Origin of the sequence: Aliihoeflea aestuarii (assembly GCF_024105665.1) — a bacterium.
GTDB lineage: Bacteria > Pseudomonadota > Alphaproteobacteria > Rhizobiales > Rhizobiaceae > Aliihoeflea > Aliihoeflea aestuarii.
Genome location: NZ_JAAAMK010000002.1, coordinates 278,082 through 302,717, shown reverse-complemented (window position 1 = coordinate 302,717; position 24,636 = coordinate 278,082). Strand labels below are relative to the sequence as shown.

The 24,636-nt window shown below is 63.1% G+C and carries 27 protein-coding genes, 1 tRNA gene and 1 pseudogene; 16 read left to right on the top strand and 13 right to left on the bottom strand.

Features of this window, described 5'->3' with window-relative positions:
* Positions 1-7 precede the first annotated feature (7 nt).
* The 6 genes and pseudogenes from selA (at position 8) to GTW25_RS05780 (ending at position 5,071) form a co-directional block, all read left to right on the top strand.
* Positions 8-1,408 carry an L-seryl-tRNA(Sec) selenium transferase gene (gene selA, locus GTW25_RS05805; protein WP_252911015.1) on the top strand — a complete coding sequence of 467 codons (1,401 nt, stop codon included), beginning with the start codon at positions 8-10 and terminating at the stop codon, positions 1,406-1,408.
* A complete protein-coding gene (locus tag GTW25_RS05800) occupies positions 1,356-2,162 on the top strand; it encodes a tetratricopeptide repeat protein (RefSeq protein WP_372493060.1) in 807 nt (268 codons plus the stop codon). Before selA ends, GTW25_RS05800 begins: the two co-directional genes overlap by 53 nt.
* Positions 2,159-3,985, top strand: a pseudogene (gene selB / locus GTW25_RS05795) (selenocysteine-specific translation elongation factor); the annotation flags it as partial. The gene GTW25_RS05800 and the pseudogene selB, both read left to right, overlap by 4 nt.
* A 114-nt stretch (positions 3,986-4,099) precedes the next feature.
* Positions 4,100-4,195, top strand: a tRNA-Sec gene (locus GTW25_RS05790).
* A gap of 17 nt (positions 4,196-4,212) precedes the next feature.
* A complete protein-coding gene (locus tag GTW25_RS05785) occupies positions 4,213-4,698 on the top strand; it encodes a hypothetical protein (protein ID WP_252911014.1) in 486 nt (161 codons plus the stop codon).
* Positions 4,685-5,071 (top strand): hypothetical protein, encoded by a 387-nt coding sequence (locus tag GTW25_RS05780; RefSeq protein WP_252911013.1) that lies wholly within the window; start codon positions 4,685-4,687, stop codon positions 5,069-5,071. Before GTW25_RS05785 ends, GTW25_RS05780 begins: the two co-directional genes overlap by 14 nt.
* A 10-nt stretch (positions 5,072-5,081) precedes the next feature.
* Here the strand turns inward: GTW25_RS05780 and GTW25_RS05775 are convergent, their stop codons facing one another.
* From GTW25_RS05775 to purC, 9 genes are all read right to left on the bottom strand, one after another.
* Positions 5,082-6,335: a multidrug effflux MFS transporter gene (locus tag GTW25_RS05775; protein ID WP_252911012.1), complete on the bottom strand. Its 1,254-nt coding sequence runs from the start codon at positions 6,333-6,335 to the stop codon at positions 5,082-5,084.
* 104 nt (positions 6,336-6,439) lie between these two features.
* A complete protein-coding gene (gene grxD, locus GTW25_RS05770; protein ID WP_252911011.1) occupies positions 6,440-6,772 on the bottom strand; it encodes a Grx4 family monothiol glutaredoxin in 333 nt (110 codons plus the stop codon).
* 95 nt (positions 6,773-6,867) lie between these two features.
* A complete protein-coding gene (locus GTW25_RS05765) occupies positions 6,868-7,101 on the bottom strand; it encodes a BolA/IbaG family iron-sulfur metabolism protein (protein ID WP_252911010.1) in 234 nt (77 codons plus the stop codon).
* An 11-nt stretch (positions 7,102-7,112) separates the two neighbouring features.
* A complete protein-coding gene (purL, locus tag GTW25_RS05760) occupies positions 7,113-9,332 on the bottom strand; it encodes a phosphoribosylformylglycinamidine synthase subunit PurL (RefSeq protein ID WP_252911009.1) in 2,220 nt (739 codons plus the stop codon).
* A gap of 15 nt (positions 9,333-9,347) precedes the next feature.
* Positions 9,348-9,755, bottom strand: coding sequence for a hypothetical protein (locus GTW25_RS05755; RefSeq protein WP_252911008.1), 408 nt, complete (start codon positions 9,753-9,755; stop codon positions 9,348-9,350).
* A complete protein-coding gene (gene purQ, locus GTW25_RS05750) occupies positions 9,752-10,420 on the bottom strand; it encodes a phosphoribosylformylglycinamidine synthase subunit PurQ (RefSeq protein WP_252911007.1) in 669 nt (222 codons plus the stop codon). The genes GTW25_RS05755 and purQ overlap by 4 nt, the downstream gene beginning before the upstream one ends.
* The gene (locus GTW25_RS05745; protein ID WP_252911006.1) at positions 10,417-10,671 is read right to left on the bottom strand and encodes a hypothetical protein; all 255 of its coding nucleotides are present in this window, start codon (positions 10,669-10,671) and stop codon (positions 10,417-10,419) included. The genes purQ and GTW25_RS05745 overlap by 4 nt, the downstream gene beginning before the upstream one ends.
* An 18-nt stretch (positions 10,672-10,689) precedes the next feature.
* A complete protein-coding gene (purS, locus tag GTW25_RS05740) occupies positions 10,690-10,932 on the bottom strand; it encodes a phosphoribosylformylglycinamidine synthase subunit PurS (RefSeq protein ID WP_252911005.1) in 243 nt (80 codons plus the stop codon).
* Positions 10,933-10,947: 15 nt separating this feature from the next.
* Positions 10,948-11,739, bottom strand: a complete 792-nt coding sequence (gene purC / locus GTW25_RS05735; RefSeq protein ID WP_252911004.1) for a phosphoribosylaminoimidazolesuccinocarboxamide synthase — start codon at positions 11,737-11,739, stop codon at positions 10,948-10,950.
* A gap of 244 nt (positions 11,740-11,983) precedes the next feature.
* Between purC and GTW25_RS05730 the strand changes: the two genes are divergently transcribed.
* Both GTW25_RS05730 and GTW25_RS05725 read left to right on the top strand, forming a co-directional pair.
* Positions 11,984-12,304, top strand: a complete 321-nt coding sequence (locus GTW25_RS05730; protein ID WP_252911003.1) for a DUF1476 domain-containing protein — start codon at positions 11,984-11,986, stop codon at positions 12,302-12,304.
* Positions 12,301-13,062: an HpcH/HpaI aldolase family protein gene (locus GTW25_RS05725; RefSeq protein WP_252911002.1), complete on the top strand. Its 762-nt coding sequence runs from the start codon at positions 12,301-12,303 to the stop codon at positions 13,060-13,062. The genes GTW25_RS05730 and GTW25_RS05725 overlap by 4 nt, the downstream gene beginning before the upstream one ends.
* 97 nt (positions 13,063-13,159) lie before the next feature.
* Here the strand turns inward: GTW25_RS05725 and GTW25_RS05720 are convergent, their stop codons facing one another.
* A complete protein-coding gene (locus tag GTW25_RS05720; RefSeq protein ID WP_252911001.1) occupies positions 13,160-13,714 on the bottom strand; it encodes an RBBP9/YdeN family alpha/beta hydrolase in 555 nt (184 codons plus the stop codon).
* A 152-nt stretch (positions 13,715-13,866) separates the two neighbouring features.
* Here GTW25_RS05720 and GTW25_RS05715 point away from each other — a divergent pair, with 152 nt between their 5' ends.
* Positions 13,867-14,670 (top strand): VOC family protein, encoded by an 804-nt coding sequence (locus GTW25_RS05715; protein ID WP_252911000.1) that lies wholly within the window; start codon positions 13,867-13,869, stop codon positions 14,668-14,670.
* Between the two features lie 171 nt (positions 14,671-14,841).
* Here the strand turns inward: GTW25_RS05715 and purB are convergent, their stop codons facing one another.
* Genes purB through GTW25_RS05700 form a run of 3 tightly spaced genes read right to left on the bottom strand, consistent with a single transcriptional unit; the run spans position 14,842 to position 18,259 of the window.
* On the bottom strand, positions 14,842-16,143 hold the full coding sequence (gene purB / locus GTW25_RS05710) for an adenylosuccinate lyase (RefSeq protein WP_252910999.1): 1,302 nt from the start codon (positions 16,141-16,143) through the stop codon (positions 14,842-14,844).
* Positions 16,144-16,202: 59 nt separating this feature from the next.
* Positions 16,203-17,213 (bottom strand): P1 family peptidase, encoded by a 1,011-nt coding sequence (locus tag GTW25_RS05705; RefSeq protein WP_252910998.1) that lies wholly within the window; start codon positions 17,211-17,213, stop codon positions 16,203-16,205.
* Positions 17,213-18,259, bottom strand: coding sequence for a branched-chain amino acid ABC transporter substrate-binding protein (locus GTW25_RS05700; protein ID WP_252910997.1), 1,047 nt, complete (start codon positions 18,257-18,259; stop codon positions 17,213-17,215). Before GTW25_RS05700 ends, GTW25_RS05705 begins: the two co-directional genes overlap by 1 nt.
* Before the next feature lie 141 nt (positions 18,260-18,400).
* On the opposite strand from GTW25_RS05700, the gene GTW25_RS05695 reads away from it, so the two are divergent.
* From GTW25_RS05695 to GTW25_RS05665, 7 genes are read left to right on the top strand one after another with little or no spacing between them, the layout of a single operon-like run.
* Positions 18,401-18,901: a flavin reductase gene (locus GTW25_RS05695; protein WP_372493057.1), complete on the top strand. Its 501-nt coding sequence runs from the start codon at positions 18,401-18,403 to the stop codon at positions 18,899-18,901.
* Between the two features lie 19 nt (positions 18,902-18,920).
* Complete coding sequence (locus GTW25_RS05690; RefSeq protein ID WP_252910995.1) at positions 18,921-19,853, top strand: AAA family ATPase; 933 nt, start codon at positions 18,921-18,923, stop codon at positions 19,851-19,853.
* Entirely contained in the window at positions 19,854-21,071 is a 1,218-nt protein-coding gene (locus GTW25_RS05685; protein ID WP_252910994.1) for a vWA domain-containing protein, read from the top strand. It begins immediately after the preceding gene.
* Positions 21,072-21,099: 28 nt separating this feature from the next.
* Positions 21,100-21,438, top strand: coding sequence for an XdhC family protein (locus GTW25_RS05680; RefSeq protein ID WP_372493056.1), 339 nt, complete (start codon positions 21,100-21,102; stop codon positions 21,436-21,438).
* Positions 21,439-21,441: 3 nt separating this feature from the next.
* Positions 21,442-22,146 (top strand): XdhC family protein, encoded by a 705-nt coding sequence (locus tag GTW25_RS05675; protein ID WP_252911415.1) that lies wholly within the window; start codon positions 21,442-21,444, stop codon positions 22,144-22,146.
* Positions 22,143-23,759, top strand: a complete 1,617-nt coding sequence (locus GTW25_RS05670; RefSeq protein WP_252910993.1) for an NTP transferase domain-containing protein — start codon at positions 22,143-22,145, stop codon at positions 23,757-23,759. Before GTW25_RS05675 ends, GTW25_RS05670 begins: the two co-directional genes overlap by 4 nt.
* Positions 23,759-24,625, top strand: a complete 867-nt coding sequence (locus GTW25_RS05665) for an alpha/beta hydrolase family protein (RefSeq protein ID WP_252910992.1) — start codon at positions 23,759-23,761, stop codon at positions 24,623-24,625. Before GTW25_RS05670 ends, GTW25_RS05665 begins: the two co-directional genes overlap by 1 nt.
* Positions 24,626-24,636: the final 11 nt, after the last annotated feature.

Sequence of the window (24,636 nt, the reverse complement as noted above, 5' to 3'; positions counted from 1 at the left end):
GCAGAGGATGAATGCCGGCTTTCGTGCAATACCTTCCGTCGACGCCGTTCTTCGGTCTTGTTCCGGCCAGACCGCCACTGCGCGCTTCGGGCATGCCCAAACGACCGGCCGCATTCGGGCGCTGATCAATGTGGAGCGCGAGACGGCGCGATCAGCCGGTATGTTGCGCGACGCGGAAGGGCTGGGTGCACTGGCGCTCGCCGCACTCGAAGCGCAATCGGGCCACGCCTTGCGGCCTGTCTTTAATCTGACCGGAACGGTTCTGCACACGAATCTTGGCCGCGCCGTTCTGGCCGATACAGCGATCGATGCGGCAATGGATGCGATGCGCGATGCGGTGGCGCTGGAATTCGACCTCGACACCGGCAAGCGCGGCGAGCGTGACGATCATCTGCGTGCGCTGATCTGCGAATTGACGGGTGCCGAAGACGCCACCATCGTCAACAACAATGCGGCAGCCGTTCTGCTCGTTCTCAACACGCTTGCAGGCGACGGTGGCGGAGCCGTCGTCTCGCGCGGCGAATTGATCGAAATCGGCGGCGCTTTCCGCATGCCGGATATCATGCGGCAGGCGGGAGCGCGGCTGATCGAGGTCGGCACGACCAATCGGACGCATGAAAAAGACTATAAGGCCGCCCTCGATGACGAAGCCGTCGCGCTGATCCTCAAGGTTCACACGTCCAATTACCGGATCGAAGGATTTACGAAAGAGGTCGGAGGACAGGTGTTGTCCGTTCTGGCTCGGAACAGCGACGTGCCGCTCGTCAACGACCTTGGCTCCGGCACGCTGGTCGATCTTGCTCGATGGGGCCTGCGACGTGAGCCGACCGTGCGCGAGGCGGTCGCCGAGGGCGCCGATCTCGTGACGTTTTCCGGCGATAAGCTCCTGGGTGGGCCGCAGGCGGGCTTCATCGTCGGGCGCAAAGACCTGATCGAACGTATCAACCGCAATCCGATGAAGCGGGCGCTGCGCGTGGACAAGATGCGGCTGGCCGCGCTGGAAGCAACGTTGAAGCTCTATCGCGATCCGGATCGTCTAGCCGAGCGCTTGCCGACATTGCGACTTCTGGCCCGTCAACGTGATGAGATCTCGGACATGGCCATAGCCCTTCTGCCGCATGTTGAAGCGGCTTTGGGTGAAGCGTGGCATGTGGCAATCGTCGATTGCGAAAGCCAGATCGGCTCAGGTGCGCTGCCACTCGACACGTTGCCGTCCGCCGGGTTTGCGATCCGGGCTGCGAGCGGCTCGGGGCAGGCATTGGAGCGGCTTGCGGCCGCGTTGCGTGGGTTGGCGAAGCCAGTTATCGGCCGTATTGCGGAGGGCGCGATCGTTCTCGATCTGCGCTGTCTCGAGGATGGCGAATCCTTCGTCCGAAATCTTCAGGGAGCCCACATTGGGCTGGCTTGATCGTTTCCGCCCGCCTGCCGGCAGGGATGCGATGGCCTCGGCACTTGCCGCTGCCAAGGCCGGCGACTACGGCACCGCTCTTGCCATCTGGGAGCCGATGGCGCGTGAAGGCAATGCGCGCGCGCAGAACAACATTGCCGCTTGCTTTTCCGCCGGGTACGGCGTCGACGAGAATCCCGAACTCGCCGCCAAATGGCTGGGTCTGTCGGCAGCGTCCGGCGATCCGGTCGGACAGCGAAATCTCGCAACGCTCTATTTCCGGGGCGAGGGCGTCGCGCAGGACGACGATGAAGCGATGCGGCTTTATCGCCTTGCTGCCGATCAGGGCGACGCGACCGCGCAGGACATGCTGTCGTGGATGCTTGCGGAACGCGGCGACTACGAGGGCGCGCGCCTTCTGGCCGAGCAGGCGGCGGCTCAGGGTATCGCGGCGTCGATGACCCGGCTCGGCAATCTCTATCACGACGCGCTCGGTGTCGAGCGCGACCCGCACCGCGCTGCCGGGTGGTGGCGGAAGGCTGCGATGATGGGCGACGCCGACGGACAGGCCCGGTTAGGTGCGGCGCATCTGACGGGAGCGGGCGTGGTCGCCGATCCGGTCGCCGCGCTGGCCTTGCTGCTGCGCGCGCGCGACGGCGGCTCAAAGCTGGCGGCGAACTTCATTCCTGCGGCGAACGAGATTCTTTCGCCCGAACAGCGTGCGGCGGCAGCGCGCCGCGCGAGCGAGCCTCTGGCGCTGGAAAATATGCCATGATCATTGGCACGGCCGGCCATATCGATCACGGCAAGACCTCGCTGGTCCGGGCGCTGACGGGTGTCGAGACCGACCGTCTCGTGGAAGAAAAATCGCGGGGCATCTCGATCGATCTCGGCTTCGCCTACCGCACGCTGGTGAATGGCGCCCGGATCGGCTTCATCGACGTGCCGGGCCATGAACGTTTCATCCACACGATGCTGGCAGGTGCAAGCGGGATCGATTTCGCCTTGCTGGTCGTCGCGGCCGACGACGGGGTCATGCCGCAAACACGCGAGCATCTCGGCATTCTCGATCTCCTGAAAGTCCGGCACGGCATCGTCGTGATCACGAAGGCCGATCTTGTCTCGGAAGACAGGCTGCTCGCCGTCGAGATCGAAATCGAGGCGGCGCTTGCCGGGACGGTGCTCGAAGGCGCGGAGGTGCTGACGGTGTCGAGCACGACCGGCGTCGGCATCGCGCAGCTCGAGGCACGACTGGCGACGGCTGCGCTCGATGTCGGCCGGCGCAGCGCAGCCGGTCGCTTTCGCCTCGCCGTCGATCGCTCATTCACCATTCAAGGGGCGGGCACGGTCGTCACCGGCACCGTGCTTTCCGGCGAAATCGGCATCGGTGACATGGTCATGGTCAGTCCTTCGGGCCTGCCGGCACGCGTTCGTGCCATCCACGCGCAGAACGAGAAAGCGGAGCGAGGCCGGGCAGGGGATCGCTGTGCGCTCAATCTGGCCGGCGAAGGGATCGGCGCTCATAAGATCGCGCGGGGCGAAATGATCGTCGACCCATTCCTTCATGCGCCGACAGCGCGGATCGACGCCCGACTCGACGTACTTGCCGGCGAGAAGCGGCCGATCGGACAGTGGTTTCCGGTTCATCTGCATCACGCCTCGTGCGAGGTGCCCGCGAGGATCGTGCTTCTTCAGGACGAACCGATCTTGCCGGGCGCTCATGCTTCCGTTCAACTCGTGCTCGAGCGGCCGATCGCGGCGGCGGTCGGCGACCGCTTCGTGATCCGGGACACTTCTGCACAACGCACCATCGGTGGCGGCGTCTTCATCGATCTGCGCGCACCGGCCAGGCGGCGTCGCTCGCCCGAACGGCTCAGACAAATCGAGGCGATGGCAACGCCCGATGCGCGGCTTGCGCTTGGCAGACTTCTCGACATTCCGCCCTTCTTTCTCGACATCGACGCGTTCGCGCGCGATCGTGCGCTCGGTGCGGAACAATCTGCGCATCTTGCGGCAGAGACGATCCGGATTCCGCCCGAAACGGGAGCTGTGGTCATGGCGCCCGCGCGCTGGCTGCGGTTTCGTCAGCGCGTGCTCGCCGATCTCGATGCCTATCACGCGGAAAATCCCGATCAGCCGGGCATCGGCCTCGAACGGTTGCGGCTTCTCGGCGAGGTTCGATTGCCCGCCCCGGTCTTTCGTCTCGCATTGCAGGGCTTGCAGCGGCAGGGCGAAATCTCGCTCGATGGCGCATGGGTGCGACGCGCGAGCCATGTCGTTCGACTGTCGGATGAGGATGAAGAACTTTGGGCCGGTATCGAGCCGCATCTGACGGGAGCCGACCGGTTTCGTCCGCCGCGCACGCGTGACTTCGCGTCCATGTTCGGCGTATCGGAACTGAAGATGCGAGCCTTGTTGAAGCGGGCGAGCCGCATGGGCCGGGTTCACGAGGTGGCGCAGGACAGTTTCTTTGCGCGTGATGTCATGACGGAAATCGTGAATATTCTGAAGGAGGTGGCCGCGGCCAAGCCGAAGGGTGAGTTTATCGCGGCCGATTTGCGCGACCGGTTGGAAAACGGGCGAAAGGTATCTATTGAGATACTGGAGTTCCTTGATCGACATGGCGTGACCATACGCAAGGGCGACCTTCGCCGGCTGAACCCGCATCGGCTCGACCTTTTCGGCGGCGGTGTGTCCGGCGAGCAAGACAAAGGAAGAGAAGCGTCCCCGGTGGGGCGTCCGGACTTCAAATCCGGGTGGGGCCGTGAGACGGTCCCAGGTGGGTTCGACTCCCACTCTCCTCCGCCAGTTTCCCGGAATGGTACATGACCGACATACATCCCTTCATCGCAGAACTGGCCTCACAGGCAGGTGCCCGCGAGCATGAAGAATCCGAATTCCGCCGGACGATGGCGACGCGCGTGGCGGCGTTGGCCGAAGCACGCGCATTCGCCAACAGGCGGATGAACCTTATGAAGTCCCTGTTCGCCACGGTGGCGCAGGCACAAACCGAGGAAATCGCGGTCGCCGGCGCGATCGCGGCGCTGTCCAACCGGCTCGGCTGGCGCGAGAACAGCGATGCGCGGGACGAAGTGCTCGTCCAGTATGCGAAGGTCGCCGCCGCAGCCTTTGCCGCCACGCGCGAGATCGATGACGATGAGATTGTGACGGCGTCGATTGGTGACGAGCCGGTTGCCGATATCAAAACAGAGCTCGAGGCGTTCGAGGACTGGTACGTCGAGGCGCGCGGCAAGCCGTTCTGGGTGCTTTTCGAGCACTATATGCCGGAGACGCAGCTTGTCGACTTCTGAGCGTCCCAACCGGTTCGACCCATGGCTTTCAGGCGAATATCGGCGACGCGGCGATTTCACCGTGCTCGTCGTGCTCGTTTCCATCGAGGGCAGCGCGATCGAGCTTTTGCGCTCGACCTTTATGAACGTCATCGGTGACGAGACGCGCTGGATCGAGGTGCGTGAACTTTTCACGGGTGCAGGTGTCTCGTGGAGCGGCGCCGCCTTCTTCCCGGTGAACAGCTATTTCAACGGGCCCGTGCCGAACGATGTGGCCCGTTCGGAACTGAGGGAACTCGAGGCACGCCTGCGCGAGGACCGCCGTATTCTCAACGAAGGACATTTCTTCGACCGCAAGGGCAGACGCCTTACGGTCGAAGAAATGATGCATTGAGCCTCAAGGCTCACTTATCGTGCAGCGGTGCATGCTGGGGCTGGAACAGGCGTCCTCGTTCCGCGATCAGAACCATGACGAGCGCGAAGAGACCCGCGAAGAAATAGCCGGCCGAGAACGCTCGGATCGTACCGTCGAATGCCTGTCCGATGAGCGCACCGATAATCCCGCCGCCTGCGGTTTGCAGGAAGCCCTGAACGGACGATGCCGTTCCCGCGACGTGGCCGAGCGGCTCCATCGCGAGCGAGTTGAAATTCGCGCCGATCCAGGCGAACTGCACCATCGCCAGGGCGTAGATGATGGTGAAAAGCCACAGCGGCACAGGGCCGAGCAGCGCCAGCACGAAGCCGAGCGTCGTCATGGCGAGAAAGCCGAGCAATGCGCCATGGGCAAGCTTGCGCATGCCGAACCGGCCGACCAGCCTTGCGTTCAGGTAGGACGAAATGGCCATGAAGCCGGCGACGACCCCGAAAAAGACCGGGAACCAGGCACCGACACCGTAGAGCCCGACATAAATCTGCTGGGCCGAATTGATGAAGCCGAACAGCGCGCCGAACATGAAGGTAAGGGCGACCGTGTAGCAGACGGCCACACGGTTCGTCAGGACGATGCGGAAGCCCTCGGCGATGGACGAGACCGTGAAGGCGCGCGTGTTTTCCGGCCTCAGCGTTTCGGGCAGGCGCATCGCGATCCAAATCAGCACCAGCGTCGACATGATTCCGATGAAGACGAAAATCCAGTGCCAGTTGGCAAACAGCATGATGACCTGGCCGACGCCGGGCGCGATGACCGGCACGACCATGAAGACCATGAAGACGAGCGACATGACTTCGGCCATGGCGCGGCCGCCGAAAATGTCGCGAATGACCGATATGGCGATGACGCGCGTCGCCGCTGCACCCATGCCCTGAACGAAGCGCAGGGCGAGCAGTGCGCCGAAGGTCGGCGAAACCGCACAGGCGAAGGCCGCGATCACATAGACCACGACACCGACAAGCAGCGGATTGCGACGGCCGAACCGGTCGGACAGCGGGCCGAAGACAAGCTGGGCGAGACCGAAGCCGGTAATGTAGGCCGTAATGACGAGCTGACGCCGGTTCTCGTCCGGCTCGCCGAGGCTCGCGCCGATCTCCTGCAATCCCGGCAGCATGATGTCGATCGCGAGCGCGTTAAGCGCCATCAGGGCGGCGGCGAGCGCGATAAGTTCATTTCGTCCGAGCGGCAACCTGTCGGCAATCGTCGCGCGCGAGTGGGTCTGGTCCATCGATCTTGATCCAGCAATATTCCAGAGACGAAAATGCGCCGGTCGGAAACCGGCGCATCGCTTGGACTTTGATTTCGGTTCGGCGCGCCTTGCGCGCCCGTTGGTCAGGCGGCTTTGACGCTCACGCCTTTTTCACCCAGGAAGGACTGCAATTCGCCGGCCTGGAACATTTCGCGGATGATGTCGCAACCGCCGACGAACTCACCCTTGACATAGAGCTGGGGAATGGTCGGCCAGTTGGAGTATTCCTTGATGCCCTGGCGAAGCTCGTCCGAGGTCAAAATGTTGACGCCCTTGTAGTCGACGCCGAGGTAATCGAGGATCTGCACGACCTGGCCGGAAAAGCCGCATTGCGGAAAACCGGGCGTTCCCTTCATGAAAAGAACGACATCGTTCGACTTCACTTCGTTGTCGATGAACTGGTTGATCGCTGTCATGGATCTGCCTTTCGTCTGCCGGGTCAAGGCCGGTAGCGGAATGAATTCGGGATGGTCTCTAGATAAGCGATGAGCCGCCGAATGTCGAGTTTACGCTATTCGGGAACGCTCGTCTGGAGTGCGAGCGCATGAAGAACACCGCCCATATTGCCCTTCAGCGCATCGTAAACCATCTGGTGCTGCTGGACGCGGCTCTTGCCGCGAAAGCTTTCGGCGACAACTTCCGCCGCATAATGATCGCCATCGCCGGCCAGGTCGCGGATCGTCACCTTCGCGTCGGGAATGGCGTCCTTGATCATGCGTTCGATGTCGCGCGCGTCCATAGCCATTGAAAATGCCTTCAGTCCATGAATTCGGGGAACCACGATTCGTGGCGTGCCTTGAGTTCTTCGACGGATATGGCACGCGTGCCGGGCAGTTGCAATTCGCGTCCGCCCGTCTCGCCGATCCATGCGACGACGAGGCCGCGGGCCGCGCCCTCGTCGACGATCTCGCGCAAAAGCTGCTTGTCGGCGCGGGGAACCGTCAGGAGGTAGCGGCCCTGATCCTCGCCGAAGAGCACCGGCGTGGAATCGCCCGGGGTCGGCAGGCTGATTGCGGCGCCGATACCGGATGCGATCGCCATTTCCGCAATCGCTACGGCGATGCCGCCGTCGGAAACGTCGTGACAGGCCGTCACCCTTCCGTCGTGGATCGCATCGCGCACGAAACCGCCGGCACGGCGCTCGTGATCGAGGTCGACAGTCGGCGGCGGACCGTCGCGGCGCTCGTGGAGGTCGCGCATATATGTCGACTGCGCCAGATGGGTGCCCCATTGCGGCGATGCGCAGACCAACAGGATCGCGTCGCCCTCGTTAGCAAACGCGATGCGCGCCATCTTCGACCAATCATCGATGAGGCCGACGCCGCCGATGGTTGGCGTTGGCATGATCGCCTTGCCGTTGGTTTCGTTGTAGAGCGAGACATTACCCGACACGATTGGGAAGTCGAGCGCGCGGCACGCTTCGCCGATGCCTTTGATCGCACCGACGAGCTGGCCCATGATCTCGGGACGCTCGGGATTGCCGAAATTCAGATTGTCGGTCGCGGCAAGCGGCAGCGCGCCGGTGGCGCACAGATTGCGCCAGCATTCGGCGACTGCCTGCTTGCCGCCTTCAAACGGGTCGGCCTCGACATAGCGCGGCGTCACGTCCGATGAGAAGGCGAGTGCCTTCTTGTCGTGGCCCTCGACTCGCACGACCCCTGCATCGCCGCCGGGACGCTGCAGCGAATTGCCCTGGATCAGCGTGTCGTATTGCTCCCACACCCAGCGGCGCGAGGACAGGTTCGGCGAGCCTATCAGCTTCAAAAGCGCGTCCGCCGGATCGATTGCCCGCCGGTCGGAGAAATCGGGGAGGGCGGATTTGGCGGTCTCGACCCATGGGCGGTCATACTCAGGCGCTTCGTCGCCGAGTTCCTTGATCGGCAGATTCGCAACTTCCTCGCCTTGATGGAGGACACGGAAGCGCAGATCATTCGTCGTCTTGCCGACGATGGCGAAGTCGAGACCCCATTTGCGGAAGATCGCCTCGGCTTCGGCTTCCTTATCGGGGCTCAGCACCATGAGCATGCGCTCCTGGCTTTCCGACAGCATCATCTCATAGGCCGACATGCGCTCCTCGCGCACCGGGACAGTGTCAAGGTCGAGCTCGATGCCGAGATCGCCCTTGGCGCCCATTTCGACGGCCGAGCAAGTGAGGCCCGCAGCGCCCATATCCTGAATGGCGATGACCGCGCCGGTCTTCATCAGTTCGAGGCAGGCTTCGAGAAGGCATTTTTCGGTGAAGGGATCGCCGACCTGAACGGTCGGCCGCTTTTCCTCGATGTCGTCGTCGAACTCGGCCGACGCCATCGTGGCGCCGCCGACGCCGTCACGGCCCGTCTTGGCCCCGAGATAGACGACCGGAAGCCCGACGCCCTTGGCCTGTGACAGGAAGATCTTGTCGGTATCGGCAAGGCCCGCTGCGAAGGCGTTGACGAGGCAGTTGCCGTTGTAGCTCGGATCGAACTCGACCTCACCGCCGACAGTCGGGACGCCGAAGGAATTGCCATAGCCGCCGACGCCGGCGACGACGCCTGCCACCAGATGTTTGGTCTTGGGATGGTCCGGCGCGCCGAAGCGCAGCGCGTTCATCGCCGCGATCGGGCGCGCGCCCATCGTGAAGACGTCGCGAAGGATGCCGCCGACGCCCGTCGCAGCGCCCTGATAAGGCTCGATATAGGAGGGGTGGTTGTGGCTCTCCATCTTGAAGACCACGGCCTGTCCGTCGCCGATATCGACCACGCCGGCGTTTTCGCCCGGGCCCTGAAGCACGCGCGGCCCCGTGGTCGGCAGAGTCTTCAGCCATTTCTTCGAGGATTTGTACGAACAATGCTCGTTCCACATGGCCGAGAAGATGCCAAGCTCGGTGAAAGTCGGTTCACGGCCGATCAGGTCGAGAATGCGCTGATATTCATCAGGCTTCAAACCGTGGGAAGCGATCAACGCGTCGGTGATCGGGATCGAATTCGAAATGGTCACGCGGACTAGTCTCCGTCAGGCCGGGCGGGAACAGGTGGTTTCGCCCGAAGCCCATCTTGTGATGTCGGACGATATGCGGGCGGATTCGGCGCTGCCATCAACAAGCGGGCCGAACGTATTGATGCGCGCCGGGCTGCCCGAGGCTTCGACGACCAGCTTGGGCAGGCCGCCGATGTTACCCTGCGGCACGGCGAGAATGCGCGGCTTGCCGGAATGCGATGTCAACTCAGGCGACATGATCAGGCCGGAAAAGCGCGGGTCGCTTGCCCGAAACCAGCAACGCTGCGCCGCGACCGCGACGCGCTCCATGGTTGAAAGCGCTGATGAGTCGCCGGGCTGCGACGCCGTTTCGATGCCCGGCGCCGAGGCGCGGCAGCCGGACAGCGCCAATGCCAGTGCGACGGCAGCGAATGCAGCTTTCACGCCGCCCGCCCGAGTGCGGCCTCGAAAATCGCACGACCGTCCAGGCCGCCATGTGCATCTTCGATGAGGTTCTCGGGATGCGGCATCATGCCGAGAACGTTCCCCTTGTCATTGACGATGCCGGCGATGTCGTTGAGCGAGCCGTTCGGATTGGTGCCTTCGGCATAGCGGAAAACGATGCGGCCTTCGCCTTCGAGGCGCGCAAGCGTCTCGGCATCGGCGAAATAGTTGCCGTCATGATGGGCCACGGGTGAGCGGATGACCTGACCCTTCTCGTAGCGGCTTGTGAAGCGTGTATCGGCGTTGGCGACTTCCAGCTTCACTTCGCGGCAGACGAATTTGAGCGACGCATTGCGCATCAGCGCGCCGGGCAAAAGACCGGCCTCGACCACGATCTGAAACCCGTTGCACACCCCCATGACCGCGACGCCCTTCGCAGCTTTTTCCGCAACCGCCCGCATGACGGGCATGCGCGCTGCAATCGCGCCGCAGCGCAGATAATCGCCGTAGGAAAAGCCTCCCGGTATGACGATCAGATCGACATCGGGAATTTCCGTATCGGTCTGCCACACGGTCACCGGCGGCTTGCCCCCGATTTTGGTCAGCGCCGCGATCATGTCGCGGTCGCGGTTCAGGCCGGGGAGGAGGATGACGGCTGATTTCATTTTGGCTCGTAGGGCGTGTGCGGTTCGGCGAGTTCACGAAGTTCGAGGCGGCGTTCGATGCGCTCCAAGCGATCGTCGTGACGGGCAAGAATGCCGTAAATATTGTTGATGTCCGCCTGCGTTGCCGCCAGATGACCACGAATGACGTTTACCTCGCGTTTCACTTCGAGCATGTCTTGGCGCATCTCGCCCATGTCGAGATGAGTGCGCTTCAGCAGTTCGTAGATCAACTCGTTCGTCACTTCAGACATCGTCGTCTCCGCACAACCTCAGGTTATGCTGACAGTGTAGTTCTCAATTACTGTGTTCGCCAGAAGCTTGTCGCACATCGCCTTCAGCTCCGATTCGGCTTTCGCGCGATCGGCGCCGTCGAGCTCGATGTCGAACACCTTGCCCTGACGGACATGGCCGACGCCATCGAAGCCCAGCGCGCCGAGCGCGCCTTCGATCGCCTTGCCCTGGGGGTCCAGAACGCCGTTCTTCAGCGTGACGGTGACGCGCGCTTTGATCACTTCAAGCTCCGAGAGTTAGTGCGGCTTGCCCTTGCCGTTGCCCGAGGTGACGAGCACCGGTCCGGACGGGCGGGGAGGTTCGTTTTCGTTCATGATGCCCAACCGGCGGGCAACTTCCTGATAGGCTTCGACGAGGCCGCCCATGTCCCGACGGAAACGATCCTTGTCGAGCTTGTCCTGTGTCGCAACGTCCCACAGACGGCACGAATCAGGCGAAATCTCATCTGCCACTACGATTCGCATCATGTCGCCTTCATAGAGGCGGCCGCACTCGATCTTAAAATCGATGAGCTGGATGCCGACGCCGAGGAAAAGTCCGGACAGAAAATCGTTGACGCGGATGGCCAGCGCCATGATGTCGTCAAGTTCCTGCGGTGCTGCCCAGCCGAACGCCGTGATGTGCTCTTCGGACACCATCGGATCGTCGAGCGCGTCGGCCTTGTAGTAGAATTCGATGATCGAGCGTGGCAGCACGGTGCCTTCCTCGATGCCGAGGCGCTTGGCCAGCGAACCGGCCGCCACGTTGCGCACGACGACCTCAAGCGGGATGATTTCGACTTCCTTGATCAACTGCTCGCGCATGTTCAGCCGGCGTATGAAATGCGTCGGGATGCCCATCCGGTTCAGATGGTTGAAGATGTGCTCGGAAATGCGGTTGTTAAGCACGCCCTTGCCGTCAACGACTTCGTGCTTCTTCTTGTTGAAGGCGGTGGCGTCGTCCTTGAAGAACTGGATCAACGTGCCGGGCTCGGGGCCTTCATAAAGAATCTTGGCCTTGCCCTCGTAAATGCGGCGGCGACGGTTCATGGCGGTCTCTGGTCTCGGTGGCCGGAGCGAAAGGGCCCGGCAGCCTTTCATCCGCTGGAATGCGGACGGTCACTGAACTTTGCCCGCTCTCTAGCGCAATAGCTATCCGCGCTCAATCACGAAAAAGGCCTGCCCACAAGGGCCGAACCGCTATTTTCACTTCCGCCTCCGGATGCTTGCACCCATATTGACCGGATCGCGGCCGTCTGGTCTGGTCGCATGACGACAGGAAAACGAGGTTTTATTGATGAGCTTCAAGGATCGCGAAGAAGGTTTCGAGCGCAAGTTCGCCCATGACGAGGAATTGAGGTTCCGCGCCATGGCGCGCCGTAACAAGCTGCTTGGGCTATGGGCAGCCGAAAAACTGGGCAAGAATGGCGATGACGCCGATGCCTATGCGCGCGAGGTGGTCGCTTCCGATTTCGAGGAAGCGGGCGACCATGATGTCTTCCGCAAGATCCGCAAGGACTTCGACGCGGGCGGTGTCGCCCAGTCCGACCACCAGATTCGCCGGACCATGGAAGAACTGCTCGCCACGGCCGTCGCACAGATCGAGGCGTCATGACGCTCGCGGCGCGGCTCAGGGCCGACGAAACCATCTTCACCGCCTGGTCGGCCATTCCCGATTCCATCACGGTGGAAATGCTTTGCATGACGGCGTTCGAGGCGATCACGCTCGATATGCAGCATGGTGGTCATCACGAAGACAGCATCCTGCGCGGCCTCGCGCCTGTCGTGGCTGCCGGCAAGCATGCCGTCGTGCGCATACCGGTTGGCCGGGTCGACATGGCGAGCCGCGCGCTCGATTTCGGAGCGGAGGCCGTCATCGCGCCGATGGTGAATTCGGTGGCGGATGCGCAGGCCTTCGCCGCTGCCATGAAATACCCGCCGGTCGGGTCGCGATCCTGGGGGCCGACTTTCGCGATGTCACGCCGGCACGTATCGGATACATCCGCCTGGCTCAAGGGCGAGAACGACGCCACGCTCGCCTTCGCGATGATCGAGACGCGTGAGGCGCTCGATGCGCTCGACGGCATCCTGGCTGTGCCGGGCATCGACGGCGTCTTCGTAGGCCCAGCCGATTTCTCGATTGCCTGGACGGACGGGGCGACGGTCAATCCGTCTTTGCCGGACATGATGGACGCGATAGGCCACATCGCGTCGCGTGCAGCGGCCGCCGGAAAGCTGGCCGCGATCTATGTTGTCGATCCGGCGCTTACCACACGGTTTCGCGGCCTTGGCTATCGGTTTATCGCTCTGGGAACGGAGGCGCGCTACATGACGCTCGGCGCGCAGTCGCTGCTCGACGCCGCTCAAGCATGATGCAGCCAAGTGGAATCGCTTGGCGTCGCAGACATGCGGCAAAGAGTTGGACCATGATGTCGCCCGAAAACCGGGTCCCACTTTTCGGCATCATGGTCTAAGGCTCGAGCGTAGAGACGAATTTCGCGAAGGTGAGGGTGCCCTCCGGCCATGGGCCATGGCCGGATTCGGCATTGATATGACCGGCTTCCCCCGCGTCGATGAAGAGCGACCCCCATGCGGCGGCAATGTCTTCGGCGACGTCGAAGCTGCAGAACGGGTCGTTACGGCTTGCCACGGTGATCGAGGGGAAGGGCAAGGGATCGCGACGATAGGGCCCGAACGTCATCAAATGGCGCGGACGAACATCCGGATTGGCGATGTCGGGCGGAGCGACGAAGAATGCGCCCGCTATTTTGCCGCCAAACTCCGGGACGGCCTGGACCGCGGTCGCGACGCCGAGAGAGTGCGCAACCAGAACGACCGGCTTTTCGGCGCGTGCCACTTCCGCGACCAAGCGTTTGGTCCAGTCCTCGAAGACCGGTTTCGACCATTCGGCCTGCTCGACACGGCGCGCCGTGGAAAGCTTTGCTTCCCATCGCGTCTGCCAATGGTGAGCGCCCGAATTCATGTAACCGGGTATGATCAGGATATCGGCGTCTTTTGCTTTCATGGCGCGGCATGTAGCCAGCATACAGCGGTTTCGCAACCACATGCAGATCGTTTCTCAATGCTGAACGCGCTGTCTTTGTAATTGTGATTGCGCTGAACAATGCGGCTGACGATTTTGATGGAGAACGCTGCATGCCCGTAAAGGAGATCGTCATGACCGTACTGCCATTTTCGGTGACAACGCCGACCCACATCGCAAAAGTCGGACTGAAAGCCCGCGATGGAGAGGCATTGGCGGCCTTCTATCGAAATCTGCTGGGGCTCGACGAACAGAGCCGCCGTGACGGTGCGATCGTGCTGGGCGCTACGGGGCGCGAATTGATCGAGATCGAGAGTGTTCCCTCATCCAAGCCGGATGATCCGCGCAGCGCGGGCCTGTTCCATACGGCGTTCCTCCTGCCCTCACGGCGGGATCTGGCGCGCTGGGTGCGGCGCGCCAGCGAAAATCGCATTCCGGTGAGTGGCGCATCCGACCATCTGGTCAGCGAAGCGCTCTATCTGAGCGACCCCGAAGGCAACGGCATCGAAATCTATGCAGACCGTCCGAAGGAGGATTGGGTGCGCGATGGCGGCGATATCGCCATGGCGACGAACCGCCTCGACGTCGACAACCTTCTGGGCGAACTCGATGGCGATACGCCTTCTTGGACGAGTGCACCGGACGGAACCGTGATCGGCCACGTACATTTGCGGGTCGGCGATCCGAGCGTGGCGGAGGATTGGTGGCATTCGGAGTTCGGTTTCGCCACGATGGCGAAATACGGCACGCAGGCGGTGTTCCTCGCATCGGGCGGATACCACCATCACATCGGCGCTAACACCTGGCAAAGTGCAGGTGCCGGGTCTCGAGATGCGGACCGGGCCGGTCTGTCCTTCGTCGAACTCGCTTCCAGCGATCACGCCTCTTCGACAAAGCACGATCCGTGGGGCACGGAAATTCGCGTGTCGGCTGTCTGATATCCAAAAAAGAAGAAGTCCGCGTCAGGGGAAACGCGGACTTCTTACTGGAGGTCTTCTCAATCTGCCGCGCCGGTGAGGGGAGCCGTGCGGCTGTGCATCAAAAAATGCACCGTCACCGCAAAGGTTCCCACAGATCGGCAGTTTGGCGAATTCACAAGGATGTGAGCGTCACCCGAAAACGCGCTTGAAAATCGTGTCGACATGCTTGGTGTGGTAGCCGAGGTCGAATTTCTCGCGGATTTCATCCTCGGGCAGGGCGGCACGCACCTCGGAATCCTTGAGCAGTTCCTCGAGAAAATCCGCCCCCTGTTCCCACACCTTCATGGCGTTGCGCTGGACGAGGCGATAGGCGTCCTCGCGGGAAACCCCTGCCTGCGTCAAAGCCAAAAGCACCCGCTGGCTCATCACGAGACCACGGAACTTGTTCATGTTCTTCAGCATGTTGTCGGGATAGACGACCAGCTTCTCGACAACGCCGGTTAGACGATTCAGCGCGAAGTCGAGCGTGATCGTGGTGTCTGGCGCGATGCCGCGTTCGACGCTCGAATGACTGATATCGCGCTCGTGCCACAGGGCGACATTCTCAAGGGCCGGGACGACCGACATGCGCACGAGGCGGGCAAGGCCGGTGAGATTTTCCGTCAAAACGGGATTGCGCTTGTGCGGCATCGCGGACGACCCCTTCTGGCCGGGCGCGAAGAATTCCTCCGCTTCCAGAACCTCGGTGCGCTGCATGTGCCGGATTTCCGTCGCGACATTCTCGATCGACGAGGCGATGACGCCGAGCGTGGCGAAGAACATCGCATGGCGGTCGCGCGGGATAATTTGCGTCGAGATGGGCTCGGGCGTCAGGCCCAGCTTTGCGCAGACATGCTCTTCGACGAAGGGATCGATATTGGCGAAAGTGCCGACCGCACCGGAAATCGCGCCGGTCGCAATCTCCGCCCGCGCGGCGACAAGGCGATCGCGGCCGCGCGCCATCTCGGCATAGAAGCGCGCGAAGGTGAGCCCCATCGTCGTCGGCTCGGCATGGATGCCGTGGCTGCGACCGATGCGGACATCGTCCTTGTGCTCGAGGGCGCGCTTCTTCAAGGCGACGAGCACGCGGTCCATATCTGCCAGGAGCAGGTCAGCGGCGCGTACGAGCTGGATGTTCAAGGTCGTGTCGAGCACGTCCGACGAAGTCATGCCCTGATGGATGAAGCGCGAATCCGGCCCGACGAACTCGGCCAGATGGGTCAGGAAGGCGATGACATCGTGCTTGGTCTCGCGCTCGATCTCATCGATGCGCTCGACGTCGAATTTCGCCGCGCCACCCTTTTCCCAGATGGTGCGGGCCGCGTCCTGAGGGATAACACCGATTTGCGCCAGCGCGTCGCACGCATGCGCCTCGATCTCGAACCAGATGCGGAACTTGGTTTCGGGAGACCAGATGGCGACCATTTCAGGCCGCGAATAGCGCGGGATCATGCGTGACGTCCTAACGTTCGGGAATAATGCGCGGTCCCTAACAGACGAGCCGAAAAGGCTCAATGCTCAAAGCGCGTCGACCAGGCGGGCATGAGGTCACCTTCGAACGCGGTCGTCGCATAAACACCCCGCGCGATTGCGCGCGCCATGGTCGCCGCAGCGGCGGCATGGAAGTCGAGTTCTTCCGACGGATCGAGCGTGCGGCCGGCCGTCCCCGTCGCCATGGCGAACACGAGATCGCCGTCATGCGGCGTGTGGGCAGGCCAGATCGCACGGGTAAACCCGTCATGGGCAGAGACGGCCAGACGCTTGGCGGCCGCCTTGCTCAGGACGGCGTCGGTCGCGATGACCGCGATCGTGGTGTTGGCCTCTGCCGGGCCGTCGCGGAATTTGAGGCGGACGGATTGCGCATCGGCCGGCATCAGCGCGGGCATGCCCAGCCCGCCGAACTCGTCGCCGATCTCGAAGGGCGCTGCCCAGAAGTGGCGTGACGTGCCGATCGTCGTCGCGCCCAGCGGATTGACCGCGACCAGCGCCCCGAGCGTCACCCCGCCGGGCAGCAGGGTGGAGGCGGAGCCGAGACCGCCCTTGAGCCCCGCCGTCAGCGCACCGAAGCCCGCGCCGGCGCTGCCGATCTGGAAGTCGCGCGCGGCATCTTGGACCGCCTCGTAGCCCATCTCGCGATAGGGCGGATAGCGTCCCCAGTCCTTGTTGCCGCCATTGATCAGATCGAACAGGATCGCAGAGGGCACGATCGGCACGATCGCGTCTCGCACGACAAAGCCGATGCCGCGTTCGCGCAATGCCGCCTGCACGCCCGAAGCGGCATCGAGCCCGAAGGCGGAACCACCCGACAGAACGAGGCCGTTCACCGCCTGGACGGAGTTGTGCGGCTCCAGAAGATCGGTCTCGCGCGTGCCGGGTGCGCCGCCCAGAACCTTGAAACTGGCGACAGCCGGTTCGTCCGACAGAACGACGGTCACGCCCGATTTGAGCGCGGCATCGTGGAAATTGCCGACTTTGAGCCCGGCGACATCCGTGATGAGATTGCGCGGGCCGGTTTTGAACATCAGTCCTCCGTCGCGACGAAATCGGTGCCGTCATAGCGATAGACGCGGTAGGGTTCGCCTTGCATGTCGCCCTTGTCGTCGAAGGTAACCGGGCCGATGACCGTTTCGAAACGGCCGGCAGCTATCGTTTGCGCAAGGGGTTCGTCGGCCTGACGAGCGATTGCGTCCAGGGCAATTTCGACGGCGGCATGGGTCGGCTGGAAGTAGCCGCGCCTCTCCACCGCCGCGTTCGCCTGCCCCTCGACATCGTCGATCCATCGCGTGGCCGCGATCATGCGTATTCCTTCGGTCAACGGCGTTTCACCCGGTGCCGCGCGCAGGGCTTCGCCGCCGGCGATTTCAAGTTCGTAGTCCAGGCCCGCCGCATCGCGGGCCATGATGGCGATGTCCTCGCGGTCGCCGCCGACGAAAACGTGGGTTGCTCCCGAGCGGCGCAAGCGGGCGACAAGACCGATCTGGTTGTCGAGCTGCGGGCGGAACGTATCGACGAAGACCGGCGCCAGAGCGGATTGCTCCGCTGCGTTGCGCACCGCTTCGGCAAGGTCGCGGCCATAGATCGTGCCGTCGTCCACGATCGCAAAAGGCGTCTCACGCCAGTTTTCGACGACGTAGCGGGCAGCAACCTCGCGTTCGCCATCCGCACGCGGACCAAGCCGGAAGACCTGCCAACCGGTGCGCTCGCGCCGGTCGGTGAGGCTGTCGGTCCGAATGCCGGTCGCAATCACGGGAATATCGGCTTCGGTCAGGATCGGCAGGGCCGCTTCGATGGATACAGTGCACAGATAGCCTACGACCGCACCGACCCCAGCCTCCACGAAGGCGCGGGCTGCGCGCTCGCCACCTTCGGCGGTGCAGGCATCGTCCTCGATGACGAGTTCGGCGCTGCGCAAATCGGATGCGGCGCGCGCTCCGGCCTCCATCTGCGCCGTCAGTAAGGGGGCAGTGTCGCCGAGCGGTGCGGACAGGCCGATCCGTCCTTCCGCAGCGGCGGGCACGGCTGCGACGAGAAATGCAAGAAGAACGATATTTGCCGGACCGTGCCGCATGAACCGTATCGATAAGAGTGAAGGCTGCGCTCACAGGTAAAGGGTGGCGGGCAGGCGTGCAACCGGCTAATCGGGAGGCGTACGATGCCTTGTTGGCAAGGGGTGGTGTCTTATATGCGGCAAAATGGCGAAGGGACGATCGTGCTCGACAAGCAACAGGTGGATTCACAGCTTTATCGCGATGCGATGAGCCGCTTCGGCGGCGCGGTGCACGTCGTCACGACTGACGGGCCGTCGGGTCGACGCGGCGTAACGATTATCGCCGGCTGTTCGGTGTCGGACCATCCGCCGACGATTCTCGTATGCCTCAGCCGCGTGAAGCCGGACAATGACGTCTTTGCCGAGAACGGTGTCTTCGCGCTCAACACGCTTGCCGCCGAGCACAAGCCGTTGGCCGATGCCTTCTCCGGTTTGACGAAGCTCAGCCAGGAGGAACGCTTCGCGCTCGGCACATGGGAGACGGTTTCGACAGGAGCCCCCGTTTTGACCGGCGCGCTGACCTCGCTGGATTGCCGCATCGTGGAAACAAAGGATGTCGCCACGCACCGCATACTTTTCGGTGAAGTGACAGGTATCAGGATCGGCGATAGGCTCCAGCCCCTGATCTATCAGGATCGGCGTTACCATATCCTCGAAGCCTGACGGTCTTGCCGGAAGCATCATGTCGACAACCAGCGCTCAACCCTTGCCTTCCTCCATCGACGCCACGCTCGAAATGCTGGCGAGTGCGGGCTATGTCGGCGACCGGGCGCTGGCTACGGTGCTGTTTCTCAGCTTGAAGATGGGGCGGCCGCTCTTTCTCGAAGGCGAGGCGGGTGTCGGCAAGACGGAAATCGCCAAGGTGCTGGCCTCCGCGCTCGGCCGACGGCTGATCCGGCTGCAATGCTACGAGGGTCTCGACGTCTCCTCCGCCGTCTATGAATGGAACTACGCGGCGCAGATGATCGAAATCCGAATGGAGGAAGCTTCCGGCGAAGTGCGGCGCGACGCCATGGAGCGCAACGTCTTTTCGGAAAAATATCTGATCCGCCGTCCGGTGCTCGACGCCCTGAGCGGAGAGGCAGGCGCGGCCCCCGTCTTCCTGATCGACGAACTCGACCGGACGGATGAAGCGTTCGAGGCGTTTTTGCTTGAAATATTGTCGGATTTTCAGGTGACGGTGCCCGAACTCGGCACGATCAGGGCGAAAGAGCCGCCGCTCGTCGTCATCACGACGAACCGGACGCGCGAAATCCACGACGCGCTGAAGCGGCGCTGCCTTTATCACTGGGTGGATTATCCGAGCGCCGCGCGCGAACTCGAAATCGTCGCGAACAAGGTGCCGCAGGCCAACGAGCGCCTGTCGGCCGAAGTGGTGGCATTCATCCAGCGTCTGCGCCAGATGGATTTGTTCAAGGTGCCGGGCGTTGCCGAGACGATCGACTGGGCGAGCGCGCTGACCGAACTCGACAAGCTTGCGCTCGACCCGGAGACGATTTCCGACACGATCGGCGTCATCCTCAAATATCAGGACGACATCGCCCGCATCGCGGACGGCGAGGGCCGGCGCATCCTTTCCGAGGTCAAGGCGGAGTTGGCCGCCGCGGCGGAATAGATGAGTGACGCCGTCGCAGTCCAGCCTGACGGGCGCATCGGCGACAACATCGTCTATTTCGCCCGGTCCCTGCGCGCCGCCGGCATGCGCGTCGGCCCGGCGGCGGTCAAGGATGCGATCGAGGCGGTACTCGCCGCAGGCATCGGCACGCGCGAGGAATTTTATTGGACTTTGCACGCGGTTCTGGTGAACCGGCGCGAGGACCATGCGACCTTCGACGAAGCGTTTCGCCTGTTCTGGCGCTCGCGCGAACTGGTCGAGAAGATGATCGCGATGTTCTCGCCCGTCGCGCCGGACATGCGTGAGCGGTCAAAGCCGAAGCCGGCTGAAAACCGCGTCGCGGAAGCGTTGTTCGGCAGCAACGAGCGGCAGACGAAGCAGGAAATTCCCGAGATCGAATTCGATTCGCGGTTTTCGGTGTCCGGCAACGAGGTGTTGCGCGCCAAGGACTTCGCCCAGATGAGCGCGGCGGAACTCACCGACGCGCGCAAGGCGATCTCGCGCCTGTCCCTGCCGGCCGATCATATCGACACCCGCCGGTTCAAGGCCGATCCGCGCGGCGTCCGCACCGATCCCCGCGCGATGATGCGCCACGCGCTGCGCACCGGCGGCGACCTCGTTCTGCCGCGTTTCAAATCGGTACGCAAAGTGCATCCGCCGCTCGTGATTCTCGCCGATATTTCCGGCTCGATGAGCCAATATTCCCGAGTCTTCCTGCATTTTCTTCATGCGCTAAGCGAGACGCGCAATCGCGTTCACACCTTCGTCTTCGGGACGCGGCTGACAAATCTGACCCGGCAGATGCGCCAGCGCGATCCGGACGAGGCGCTCGCACAGGCCGCCGCGATCGTGAAGGATTGGTCGGGCGGCACGCGGATCGGCGAAACGCTGCATAGCTTCAACCGGCTGTGGTCGCGCCGTGTTCTGGGGCAGGGCGCGACCGTTCTGCTCATCACGGACGGGCTGGAGCGCGAGGATACGGCTTTGCTCGATCGGGAAATGGAGCGCCTGCACAAGTCCTGCCGCCGGCTGATCTGGCTCAACCCGCTGCTTCGCTTCGACGGTTTCGAGCCACGCGCACGCGGCGTGCGGGTCATGCTCGACCATGTCGACGAGTTTCGCGCGGTTCATTCGCTCGACGCCCTCGGCGATCTCGTCAAGGCACTGTCGGTCGATGCGAAACGCCGAAGCAACCTTGGCAAGAGGCATGCCGCATGACCATATCTCGACCAAGGAGTATGGTGCGATGACGATGACCGACGATCTGGGACGGGGCAGCGATCCGCTTGCGATAGCGCAACGCTGGATAGGCGAGGGGCGCAAGGTCGCGCTCGCGACGGTAGTGGAGACATGGGGTTCGGCACCGCGCCCTGTCGGCAGCCATCTCGTCATCGACGGCGAAGGTAATTTCGAAGGCTCGGTCTCCGGCGGCTGCGTCGAAGGTGCGGTGGTCACCGAAGCGCTGGATGTGATCGAGGGTGGGGCGGCGAAGATGCTCGAATTCGGCGTTGCGGATGAGACCGCCTGGCAGGTGGGGCTGTCCTGCGGCGGTCGCATCGCGGTCCATGTCGAACCGGTCGCCTGAATGATGGAACGCGATGTTCTGACGACGCTCAACCGCGAACGTGCCGCTCGCCGGGCCGCGATCCTCGTGAGCGATTTCGAGAATGGCATTTCCACGCTTTATCGGGAAGCCGACACACGCGAAGGCGCGCTGGGCGCGGCACTGTCGAGCGCCTTCGATTCCGGCAAATCGGGCATGGTCGAAATCGACGGGCAAAAACTGTTCTTCAACGTGCACCTGCCGTCGGCGCGCCTCGTCATCATCGGAGCCGTCCACATCAGCCAGGCACTGGCCCCGATGGCGCGGATCGCCGGATTCGATGTCGAAATCGTCGATCCGCGCTCCGCTTTTGCGACGCCGGAACGGTTTCCCGACACGGTCGTGACGGCGGAATGGCCGGACAAGGTTCTGACTGAGCGCCCGCTCGACGCCTTCACGGCACTGGTCGCCGTCACGCACGATCCGAAGATAGACGACGGGCCGATCGAGGCGGCGCTGCGGGCCGGGGCGTTCTATGTCGGCGCGCTCGGCAGCCGCAAGACGCATTCGAAGCGCGTTGATCGATTGCGCGCAAGCGGGCTTTCGGATGGGGAGATCGCGCGCATCCGTGCCCCCATCGGCCTGTCCATAGGCGCTGCCAGCCCGGCGGAGATTGCCGTCGCCGTTCTGGCGGAAGTGATCCAGTCGCTGCGCTCACGCGGCCGGGAACAGGCGGAGCGGGCGGCGTGAAGTTCGGAGCCGTGGACATCGAGGCGGCGGAAGGTTCGATCCTGGCGCATTCGCTTATCGCCGGGGGAGTGCGGTTCAGGAAAGCGCATCGTCTCTCGGCACAGGATATCAAAGTCCTGGCGGCGGCCGGCATCAGGTCCGTCGTCGCGGCGCGCCTCGATGCGGACGATTTCGACGAAAACCGTGCTGCCGCCGAAATGGCGGCGAACCTGTCTGTGCGTGGGGTAGACATTCGCGATGCGGCAACCGGCCGGGTCAACATCCATGCTGCGGAGGCCGGTCTTTTCACGGTCGACAAGGGCGTCGTCGATGCGCTCAACAGCGTCGATCCCGCGATCACGATAGCGACACTGCCCCCGTTCGAACGTGTCCAGGCGGGACAGATGGTGGCGACCATCAAGGTGATTCCGTTCGGCGTGGCAAGGGATGTTCTATCGGCTGCTTTCGCCGTCGCGCGATCCGGCGAAATTTTTGCCGTCGAGAGTTTTCGCTCCGCGCGTGTCGGCCTCATCCAGACGACGCTGAGCGGTGTGAAGCCAAGCGTTCTCGACAAGACGACAAAGGTGACGACCGAGCGGCTTGCGCGCTCGGGTAGCGTGATCGTCCGGGAAACGCGCGTTCCGCATCAAGAGGCCGAACTTGCCGAGGCCGTCAGTGCGATAAGGGTCGATTGTGACCTTCTCCTGATTTTCGGGGCATCGGCGGTTTGCGACTGGGACGACGTTATTCCGGCGGCGATACGGCGTGCAGGCGGACGGGTGGAGCGGACGGGAATGCCGGTCGATCCGGGCAATCTTCTCGTTCTGGGCGAACTGGATGGCACGACCGTCATTGGAGCGCCGGGATGCGCGCGCAGTTCGAAAACGAACGGTTTCGATTGGATTCTCGATCGTATTCTCGCCGGTCTGAAGGTTACCGCCGATGACATCGCGCGCATGGGGGTCGGGGGATTGCTGATGGAAATTCCGCAGCGTCCGCAACCGCGCGAGTTGAGTACGGCAACACGAAAAGTCGTGGTGCATGCCGCCATTCTCGCTGCCGGACGCTCCAGCAGGATGAAGGGGCCGAACAAGCTTCTGGCCGAATTCGACGGCGTGCCGCTGATTCGGCGTGTGGCCGCAGCGACGCAAGGATCGCGGGCCGAACGCGCGCACCTGATCGTCGGCCATCAGCGGGACCGGATCGTGCAGGCGGTCGATGAACTGGACATCGACATCGTGGACAATCCCGACTTCGCGGACGGCCTCTCGACCTCCTTGAAGGCGGCAGCACGCGCCGTGCCTCGACACGTCGATGGCCTTCTGGTGGTATTGGGCGATATGCCGGGTGTTACGGCGCAGACGCTCGACCGCATGATCGCGGCTTTCGAACATTCCGGCGGATCGTCGATCGTGCGGGCGACGCATGCCGGCAAGCGGGGCAATCCTGTCATCCTGCCGCGTGCCCTGTTCGCTGAAATCGAGAAGATCGAAGGCGATACGGGCGCGCGGCACCTTGTCGAGAGCGCCGTTTTGCCGGTGGTCGATATCGAACTGGGCGAGGCGGCCAGCCTCGACCTCGACACGCAGGACGCGGTTCGCCAGGCCGGCGGCCGGATCGTGGAGCAGGCTTGATGCGAATTGCAGTTGCGGCGGCGGCCCTTGCTCTCACCATCGGTCCGGCCGCAGCCGATCTTCTCGCGCCTTTCAAGGACCGGTTGTTCGCCCTTCCCGTCACGCTCGAGACCAGCGATGGCGGCGCGCGGATCGCGGTCGATTACCGTGAAATGCGCGATATCAACGGACGCGATGAAATCCCCGAGCGCCGCGCCCATGCGACCTATGTCGATCTTTCCGTCAGGCGCATGCAGCGCGACGTTGCCGTCGAAACGCCCGCCGGTCCGATCCGGCATGTCGCCGTCGGCCGTGCCGAAGACGCACGTTTCATCGTGGTCTATCTGCACGGACAAGGCGGCAATCGCGGGCAAGGCGCTGACGATTTCACGTTCGGCGGTAATTTCAACCGCATCAAGAATTTGAGCGCGAAAAATGGCGGGCTGTACCTCTCGCCGGATTTCACCGATTTTGGGCCGGCAGGAGCGGGACAGGTAGAGGCCCTGCTGACGACCTATGCTGCAGCGTCACCGCAGGCGTCGATTTTCGTTGCCTGCGGGTCGGCCGGCGGTGCGATCTGCTGGCAGCTTTCGCAGAACGAAGGCCTTGCGAACAGGCTGGGCGGACTGCTGCTTCTCGGCTCGCACTGGGACGAAAAATTCATCAGGAGCGCGGCTTTTCGGGCGCGGGTTCCGGTGTATCTCGGCCATGGGAGCCGGGATCGCGTCTTTCCCGTCGAGCGTCAGGAAGCCTTCTTCCGCTCCATCCTTGCCGCGTCGCCGAATTATCCTGTCAGACTGGTCCGGTTCGAGGACGGCACGCATGGCACGCCGATCCGGATGACCGACTGGCGCGGCGTCATAAACTGGATGAGCAACGCTCGATAAGCAATTGAGAA